7 protein-coding genes are annotated in these 8,026 nt (G+C 64.8%); 2 read left to right on the plus strand and 5 right to left on the minus strand.

Going from position 1 to position 8,026, the window contains the following annotated elements:
• Nucleotides 1–77: 77 nt before the first annotated feature.
• Together tssA and V9L20_RS11370 are read right to left on the minus strand one after the other, a co-directional pair.
• On the minus strand, nt 78–1,160 hold the full coding sequence (gene tssA, locus V9L20_RS11365; protein WP_337296664.1) for a type VI secretion system protein TssA: 1,083 nt from the start codon (nt 1,158–1,160) through the stop codon (nt 78–80).
• A 134-nt stretch (nt 1,161–1,294) separates the two neighbouring features.
• Nucleotides 1,295–2,482, minus strand: coding sequence for a fumarylacetoacetate hydrolase family protein (locus tag V9L20_RS11370; RefSeq protein ID WP_337296665.1), 1,188 nt, complete (start codon nt 2,480–2,482; stop codon nt 1,295–1,297).
• Between the two features lie 161 nt (nt 2,483–2,643).
• On the opposite strand from V9L20_RS11370, the gene V9L20_RS11375 reads away from it, so the two are divergent.
• Nucleotides 2,644–3,429, plus strand: coding sequence for a hypothetical protein (locus tag V9L20_RS11375; RefSeq protein WP_337296666.1), 786 nt, complete (start codon nt 2,644–2,646; stop codon nt 3,427–3,429).
• A gap of 33 nt (nt 3,430–3,462) precedes the next feature.
• Here the strand turns inward: V9L20_RS11375 and V9L20_RS11380 are convergent, their stop codons facing one another.
• Together V9L20_RS11380 and V9L20_RS11385 are read right to left on the minus strand one after the other, a co-directional pair.
• Nucleotides 3,463–4,548, minus strand: a complete 1,086-nt coding sequence (locus V9L20_RS11380) for an alpha/beta fold hydrolase (RefSeq protein ID WP_337296667.1) — start codon at nt 4,546–4,548, stop codon at nt 3,463–3,465.
• Between the two features lie 92 nt (nt 4,549–4,640).
• Nucleotides 4,641–5,102 (minus strand): carboxymuconolactone decarboxylase family protein, encoded by a 462-nt coding sequence (locus tag V9L20_RS11385; RefSeq protein WP_337296668.1) that lies wholly within the window; start codon nt 5,100–5,102, stop codon nt 4,641–4,643.
• A gap of 217 nt (nt 5,103–5,319) precedes the next feature.
• Between V9L20_RS11385 and oxlT the strand changes: the two genes are divergently transcribed.
• A complete protein-coding gene (gene oxlT, locus V9L20_RS11390) occupies nt 5,320–6,675 on the plus strand; it encodes an oxalate/formate MFS antiporter (protein ID WP_337296669.1) in 1,356 nt (451 codons plus the stop codon).
• Nucleotides 6,676–6,734: 59 nt separating this feature from the next.
• On the opposite strand, the gene V9L20_RS11395 is transcribed toward oxlT, so the two are convergent.
• The coding region (locus V9L20_RS11395; protein WP_337296670.1) for an ankyrin repeat domain-containing protein at nt 6,735–8,026 on the minus strand (1,292 nt) is incomplete at its 5' end.

Raw genomic sequence — 8,026 nt, forward strand, 5'->3', positions numbered from 1 at the left:
GTCGGAGTTGCCTCTGACCAATCTGACCTTGCGTTCTCGCGCTGCTTGTCGCCCTGCCACTTTTTTTGTCGGCACTTCTATTCGGTGCCGGTACTCAGCGAGCGCCCCGCCAGGCTTTCAATCTTCTGCAAGCCCTCGGGTACGAGTTCTTCGATGATCTGGAAGAAGTTGAGGTCCAGCAGTCTTTGCGCTCTTCGGATGAGCATGGGTGCCGGGTGGCTGGGTTCGGTGCGTTCCATGTATTGGCACGCCTTTTCCAGCAACAGCTGCACATCATCACGATTCGATATTTCAATATCTTTAATGCCCGCTACGCGCTGGCCGCTCGCACCATTGGCAGCACTGGCAGAGCCTTGCCCCGGCGAGGCCGATGGCGCGGCCTCGCTGCCTTGCGGAACTTCCGATGCTTCGGCCAGTGCCTGCTGGGCCTGCTCAGGCAGCAGCTGCACCACGGTGCGAAGAGAACGTTCGAGCCTGGAAAAATCGGGCGCCCAGCTTTGCCCCAGGGCCCGCTCCGAGGTCTCGCGAATTCGTTGCAACAGTTCCAGCGCCGCATGCAATGCCAGCACCGGCGGGGCCGACTTTTCCTGCGCACGGCGCGCCACTTCGCGCAGCCGGCCGATGCCGCCCGGGTAGTCGATCTGGTCGGCCTTGCTCGAATCGAGCAGCGCCTCGACCTGCCGCAGGCTCATCGACACGCCGGCGTCTTCGAGCAGGCGCGCATCGCGCACGCTGCGCCCCAATCCCTCGGCTTCGGCCAGTGCGGCCAACGCGTTCATGCGCGGCAGCGGGTCTTCGAAACCATCATCGACCACGCGCGGATGCACGTCGTCCCAAAATTTTTGCAGCACGCCGTCGACCACTTGCAAGCCGTCGACATAGCCGGGCAGCCCGCGGCTCTCGGTCCACGCCAGCGTGAGCGGAACCAGTACGCGCAGGTCGAGCGTGCGTTGGCACAGTTGCTTTGCGATGCGCTCGACGCGAGCCCAGTCGGGCGGCTCGGCCGGAATGATGGTCGAGCCGAACTGCTGCTCCCGCTTTCCGGTCGTTGCCTGCTGCAACGCCATGAAATCGGGGTCGTATTCGAGGTCTTCGCCGCACGGAAGCGGGCCTTCAACAGGCGACTGCAGTAGTTCGATCTCGCTTGGCGGCAACGCCATCTCCCTTTTATTAACAACCATCAACAATGGTTATCTTGAGGGGAACGCGAAGCGCGGTCAACAGCAACACATTGCTACGTGCTGCCTATGAATTACAAAGGAGTACAACTCCTTTTAAAGCGTAGAAAGAACGATTACAGCAATCCGCGCCCACCAAGATTGCGCATCAACGCGCTTAACCCAAAAGTCCACCGCGGCGCCTGGTCCGAATGAACCACGCGATTCACGAGTGCGCCGAGTTCCGGCGCGGCGATGCGGACGCGATCGCCGACGACATGGGTGAATCCTTGCCCAGGACCATGACGGTCTTGTGTCGGCGCGAACATCGTGCCGAGAAACAACATGAGGCCGTCGGGGTAGTCATGGTGCACGCCAATGGCTTGCGACACCAGGTCGAGCGGATCGCGACTGATCTTCGACAGCGAGCTCGAGCCTTCGAGCTTGAAGCCTTCAGGGCCCGTGACTTCGAGCGCAACCGTGATGCGGCGCACGTCGTCGATGCCGAAGTGCGCATCGAACAAGCGGATGAACGGGCCGATGGCGCAGGAAGCGTTGTTGTCCTTCGCCTTGCCGAGCAGCAGTGCGCTGCGGCCTTCGAAGTCGCGCAGGTTGACGTCGTTGCCGAGCGCCGCGCCCAGCGTTTGGCCACGGCTGTTCACGGCCAGCACGACTTCAGGCTCGGGGTTGTTCCACACCGACGCCGAGTGAATGCCGATGTCGGCACCGGTGCCCACCGAAGAGAGCACCGGAGCCTTGGTGAAGATCTCCGCGTCGGGGCCGATGCCCACTTCGAGGTACTGCGACCATGCGCCCTGCGCCAGCAGCACCTCTTTCACCTTTGCGGCCTCGGCAGAGCCCGGCACGATGCCCGCGAGGTTGTCGCCTAGCACACCGCCCAGCGCGGCGCGCGTGGCCTCGGCCCGCGATGCGTCGCCGCGCGCCTGTTCTTCGATCACGCGCTCGAGCAGGCTTTCGACAAAGGTCACGCCGCTGGCCTTGATCGCCTGCAGGTCGCAAGGTGCGAGCAGCCAGGGCTTGGATTCGTCGCGCGCCGTTGCATCGCTGTTGGCGATGGCGTCGTCAAGCGAGGCGATGCGCGGCGCCTGGCCGCCCTGCAGCGCGCGCCGCACCGCATCGGACGGCGGCTCCTTGGCTTCGAGCAGGTCGCTCATCGTGGGCGCGAGCTTGGAAAGGTCGTGCAGCCCGCCCTCATGGACGGCCACCAGCACCGGCCCGACGCCGGGTTGCCAGAGGCGGCCGACCAGCGTGGCACGCGCGGCGTCTTGCGGGAGGCTCGAGGAGGTGTCGAGGTTCAATGGCATAGGAGTTGTCTCTCTTGGGTTTGTCGGTAGATGGGTGATCGTAGCGCCATGCTTTGATGCAAGAATGCGGCGCGTCAGGCGCCGGGCTGCGTTTGAGACGCCGTGAAGGCAGCAACCGCCATTGCCCGTTCGCGCTTCGCCACACGTTATAAGAATTCAAGATGAACGCTGTCCTTCGCTTCCTCTCCTCGGCCGGTGCGGCCGCGGCAATCCTCCTGCTGCCCGGCTTGGCGGCGGCGGCCTATCCGTGCAACGGCTCGCCAGGCGAGCGGCGTGTGGGCATGGCAGGCGGCTCTCACGGCGTCGGCCCGTTCCCGCTCTGCGTTGCGGGCCCCGCGCCCGCGCCGAGCGCTCCACGCGACGCCTATGCCGCATCGGTCGACACCACGTCCTTCTATGACGCGGAGATGGAGCGGATGGTCCGCAGCATCAAGGCGCAGCACAACGCGGTCGTTACTGAAAAGGCGCGAATGGCCGCGATCGAGGAGAAGATGGCGCGCGATCCGGCGTTCAAGCGAATGTACTTGGGCGGGTGGGAGGTCTTCCGGGTCGATCCGAAGGCAAGGCCCGGCAAGACCTGCACCGCCGCCTGGAAGAAACAGGGGCAGCTGGTGAGCATCTCGGGGCCAGGCCCCCAACATGACGGCGGAATGCTGACCTTCTGGGGCGCGGATATTCCGCAGCCGGCGGATATCCAGACGATCACGGTCACGATGAAACAGTCGCGCTATCCGGCACAAACAGTGAAAGCGGTCAACTACTCAATGCCGGGACTTCGTTTCGGAGCCATCGCGCTCACAGTGCCCGACATCGACAAGGCCATCGATACGATGCTCGATGTCGAGCATTTCGAACTGCTGATCGACGGCAGGACTGTTTCCAACATTGGATGGAACGGCGGGCATGACGCGCGCGAAAAACTGCGCCAGTGCGTTCGTGCCGGATAGGCGTCCCGCGCGCTTCTCATGGAGCAAGACTGACTACAGCCCTCGTCTCGGCGCTTTTTGCAGCAGTTCCGAAAGCTGTGCCTTCCACCACGTTGCCTGCCCTGTGGTTCCGTGCCCGGTCGTCCGGTCACTGGCGGGGATCAAGTAGTAGCTGCCATTTTTCACGCGCTTCATCTCACGTTCCATGATGCCGGTCTCGGGCGGGTTGCGTTCATCATCGGCTGCATTGATGGCAAGCACGGCAGCCTGAATGCGCTCCAGCCCGGGTGACGGGTTGTAGTCGGCGGACGCTTCCCATTGGTAGAGGATGTCGTTTGCGTCCGCGGCAAAAGGTGCACTCAGGCGCGTCTCCAGCAGCTTGTCGGCCTGGGCGCGCGTCGGCACGGCCTTGTACATCGCCAGGTTGCCGCCGTTGGTGGCCGTGGCGAAGAACACGGAGGCAAACTGCGCGCTGCGAGGCTGGACGGTGTAGTTGCCGTTATTCCACTCCGGATCCCTGCGGATGGACTCCGTCAGCAGCCGTCGCATCATCCAGTTGCGGCTGGACATCTCGGTGGGCTGGCACGCCATCGGCACCAGCGCGTCCATGGCGTTCGGGTACTTCACGCCCCACATCCACGCGTGCATGCCCCCCATTGAATTGCCGACGATCGCCCGGAGGTGCTTGACGCCGAGGTGCTCGGTCACGAGCCGGTACTGCGCGTCCACCATGTCGTCGTAGTTGTAGTGGGGAAATTTGGCACGCAGGCCATCGGAGGGCCGGGCCGACTTGCCGGTTCCCAGACCGTCGGGAATGATGATGTAGTAGCGGGTGGCGTCCAGCGGCTGGCCCACGCCGAACAGCTCGCCGGCAAATGCGGGTGTCAGCATGCTTGCTGCCGAGCCGGTGGTTCCATGCAGGATCAGCACCGGCTCGCCGCTGGGCGCGCCAATGGTGACGTAGTTCAGGCGCAGTTCCGGCATGACCTGGCCGGTGTGAAAGCGAAAGTCCTTCGCGATCCAGCTGCCCTCCTTGGGCGGCGGGTAGTCGGCGGCGCTGCTCGTCAACGCGAGCATCGCGAGGCAGGAGTACAAGGCGGCCCGCATGGCGAACCGGTTGAACTGCGGATTGGCGGGCATGCGTTGTCTCCTGTGGTTTGAACGCAATTTACCGCGAAAGCCACCTCTGCCGCGCGGTGGAGGCGTCGGCCGTCGCCGCCGCCCGGGCGAATTCAACCGGCTGTGTACGGCATCTCGGGCACCTGCATGTGGAAGCTGGCATTGAGCATGTTCCACGAGCGAATGGCGCAGACCGCGAACGTGAGGTCCGCGATCTGCGCATCGCTGAAGTGCCGCTTCACGGCCTCGAAGTCCGCGTCGCTGGGTGTGCGCTGCGGCACCGCATTGACGGCCTCCGCCCAGTTGAACGCGGCGCGCTCGGCTTCGCTGAAAAAGCGCGCCGCCTCGCGCCAACCGGCGACAGCGTTGACATGGCGTGGGTCCATGCCCTGCTTGATCAGGTCGGCCCAGTGCATGTCGATGCAAAAAGCGCAGCCGTTGATCTGGCTGATGCGCAAGTTCACCAATTCACGCAGGCGCTTGTCCAGCGTGCTGCCGGCGGCGTGCGAAAACTGGGCACCGGCGCGTGCTGCGGCGGGCGCGAGCGCGTGATAGTCGAGTCGGGCTGAGGACATTGTGAGCTCCTTGTAGCTTGAGGGTTGGGGGAATCACCTCTTAGACGCGCGGGCACATTGTTTTGTGACAGGCGACGGCAATCTTGACGCAGGTCAAGAGTTTTTCCTGCGATCGCCCGGACATTGCCCCTTCGGATCGATTGCACGCAAGTGCGGCGATTCGATGGCTTTCCACAACTACAGACTCCACAAAAGAGACAAAGGAAAGGTTCTTGTCATGATCCCTCAGACCAGGGATGGCACGCCTTCGCGCGCAGCCATCGCAACCACCCCCCACGCGGCCGCCACGGCCACTACTCCCACCACCACCACTACCGCCCCGAGCAGTTCGTTGCGCTGGGTGCAGCTCGCACTGGGCATCGTCTGCATGGCGATGATCGCCAACGTCCAGTATGGCTGGACCCTGTTCGTCGCCCCGATGGAAGCCAAGCATCACTGGGGCCTGGGCGCGATCCAGATTGCCTTCTCGATCTTCGTCGTGGTGGAGACCTGGCTGGTGCCCGTCGAAGGCTGGCTTGTCGATCGCTTCGGCCCGCGCCCTGTTGTAGCCGCGGGCGCCGTGCTCGCCGCACTGGGCTGGATTCTCAATGCCTATGCCGACGGGCTGGCCATGCTCTACACGGCCGCCGTGATCTCCGGCATTGGCGCCGGTTGCGTCTACGGCACCTGCGTCGGCAACGCGCTGAAGTGGTTTCCTGACAAGCGCGGCCTGGCCGCGGGGCTCACGGCGGCCGGGTTCGGTGCCGGCGCGGCGCTCACCGTGATCCCGATTGCGAACATGATCCAGAGCACGGGCTACGAACACACCTTCGTGTACTTCGGCATCCTCCAGGGAGGCTGCATCTTCGTGCTCGCGATGTTCATGGCGAAGCCCTTCGCGCCCAAAGGCGTGGCCGCGCAAACCCGCCTGGTCATGACCAAGGTCGACTACACGCCCGCGCAGATGATGAAGACGCCCGTCTTCTGGCTCACCTATCTGCTGTTCGTGCTGGTGGCCGCCGGTGGACTGATGGCGACGGCAGAGATCGGCCCCATTGCGAAAGACTTTCACATCGACAAGTTGCCCATGCACTTTCTCGGCATGTCGATGCCGCTGCTGACCATGACGCTTGCCATCGACAACCTGGCGAACGGCTTCACCCGGCCGTTGTGCGGCTTCGTCTCGGACAGGATCGGCCGCGAGAACACGATGCTGCTGGTCTTCGTCGGCGAAGGGTTGGCGCTGCTCGGCTTGAAGCTGTACGGCCATGAACCTGCGGCCTTCATGACCTTTGCGGCGCTCGTGTTCCTGTTCTGGGGCGAGATCTACTCGATCTTTCCGGCATTGGTGGCCGACACCTTCGGCGGCAAGAATGCCGCTAGCAACGCCGGCACCATGTACACGGCCAAGGGCACCGCGTCGCTGTTCGTGCCGCTGGGCTCTGTACTCGCCGCGGGCGGCAACTGGGACCGCGTATTCCTGGTGGCTGCCGTCGTGTCGATCGGCGCCGGCATTGCAGCCAAGCTCCTCCTCGCGCCGATGCGCCGGAGGACGATCGAGGCGGGGAATGAGAGCTTGGGACGAAGGCGCTGATTGCTGTGCACCTCTGCGGTGAGAACGGCTACTTGCTTCTGCGGCAATCGCCAAGAGCGCTAAGCAGCGGCGCCGAGCAGCGCATCCGTGACGTCGTCCGCGAACCGATAGCGCTTCTCCCCGATCAGCACGATGTCCGAGCCGGTCGGGTCCGGCCGCGCAGGCGGCAGGCCATGTGCGCACAAGGCTCTTGCGCAGCCGGCCCAGTCGCCGCCTTCGACCGGTTCGTTGAGCGATGCCCAGGACAGGCTGCCGCAAACGTTGTCGCCGAAGCCGTGCAGCGTCCGCCAATCGGCGCCATGCTCCAGCAGAAAGTGCGTGAGCGCCGCATCGCCACGAAAAACAGCGTGGTTGAGCGCTGAGGCGTCGATGTCGCCACCGCGGACCTCGATCGGCCAACCGCACGTCACCATCGCCTTGACCGCGGCAACGCACCCCTGCGCAGCGAGTTCGGGGAGCATGCGCAGCCGGGCATCGTCAAGGGCGTCGATCACGCCCGGATGGGCCTCCTGAATTGCGCGAGCTGTTTCCGTGTCGCCGCTCGCGCAGGCAGCCACAAAGGCTTCAGCCATTGCAAGCGGCTCACGGTCCGCGCCTGCACGCTCCAGGAGCGCGGCAACCTCGGCTTGCCCGAAGCGAAGCGCCAGTGTGCGGGCCGGAACGCCATCCGGTGTGCACGCGTCCGCCTTCGCGCCGGCCGCAAGCAGGGCCTGGACATGAGCAGGCGAGCGGCGGCGGCGGATCGCCCACAGCAGCGGCGATCCCCAATCGGATGTCGGCGGACCCAGCGGTGGCTCGTTGGGATCGCCACCGTGATCGAGCAGCAGTTGCAATACGCTGGCGTCGTCGAGATCGAGCGCGCGATACATCGCGTTCGAACCGGTAATCCGCGCGCCGGCATCGAGCAGCAGCTTGGTGCACGCGGGCGCTTCGAGTGAGTGATAGAGAGACTCGCCGTCGTTCGGATCGGCACCAGCCTCGAGCAGAAGCCGGGTCAGCTCCGGATCGAAAGCCTTGCCCGCGGCGCCGTAGAGCGCCGACAGCCGCTCGGTGGCCGAAGGCGCCTCGAGCGAAGCCGGAGGCCAACGGTTGCCGACGGACTGGCCGGGCGACGCGCCGGCGGCCAGCAGGAAACTCGCGCAACTGCGCAACCGCTCTCGAAAGCCGGGCCGGCTCGCCAGTCCTGAATGGGTGACTGCCACCAGCGGAGGCAGCCGCAGCGGCCCACCCTCGCGGTGGACCCATGCGGGATCCTGCAATGTCGCGCGACGCAGGCCAGCCTCGTCCCCGACAGCACAAGCCAGGTACGGATCGTCGCCGGGCAGCGCGGGGTTCTCGATGAGCAACCGTT

This window comes from Variovorax sp. CCNWLW225 (genome assembly GCF_037204045.1).
Classification (GTDB): Bacteria; Pseudomonadota; Gammaproteobacteria; order Burkholderiales; family Burkholderiaceae_C; genus Variovorax.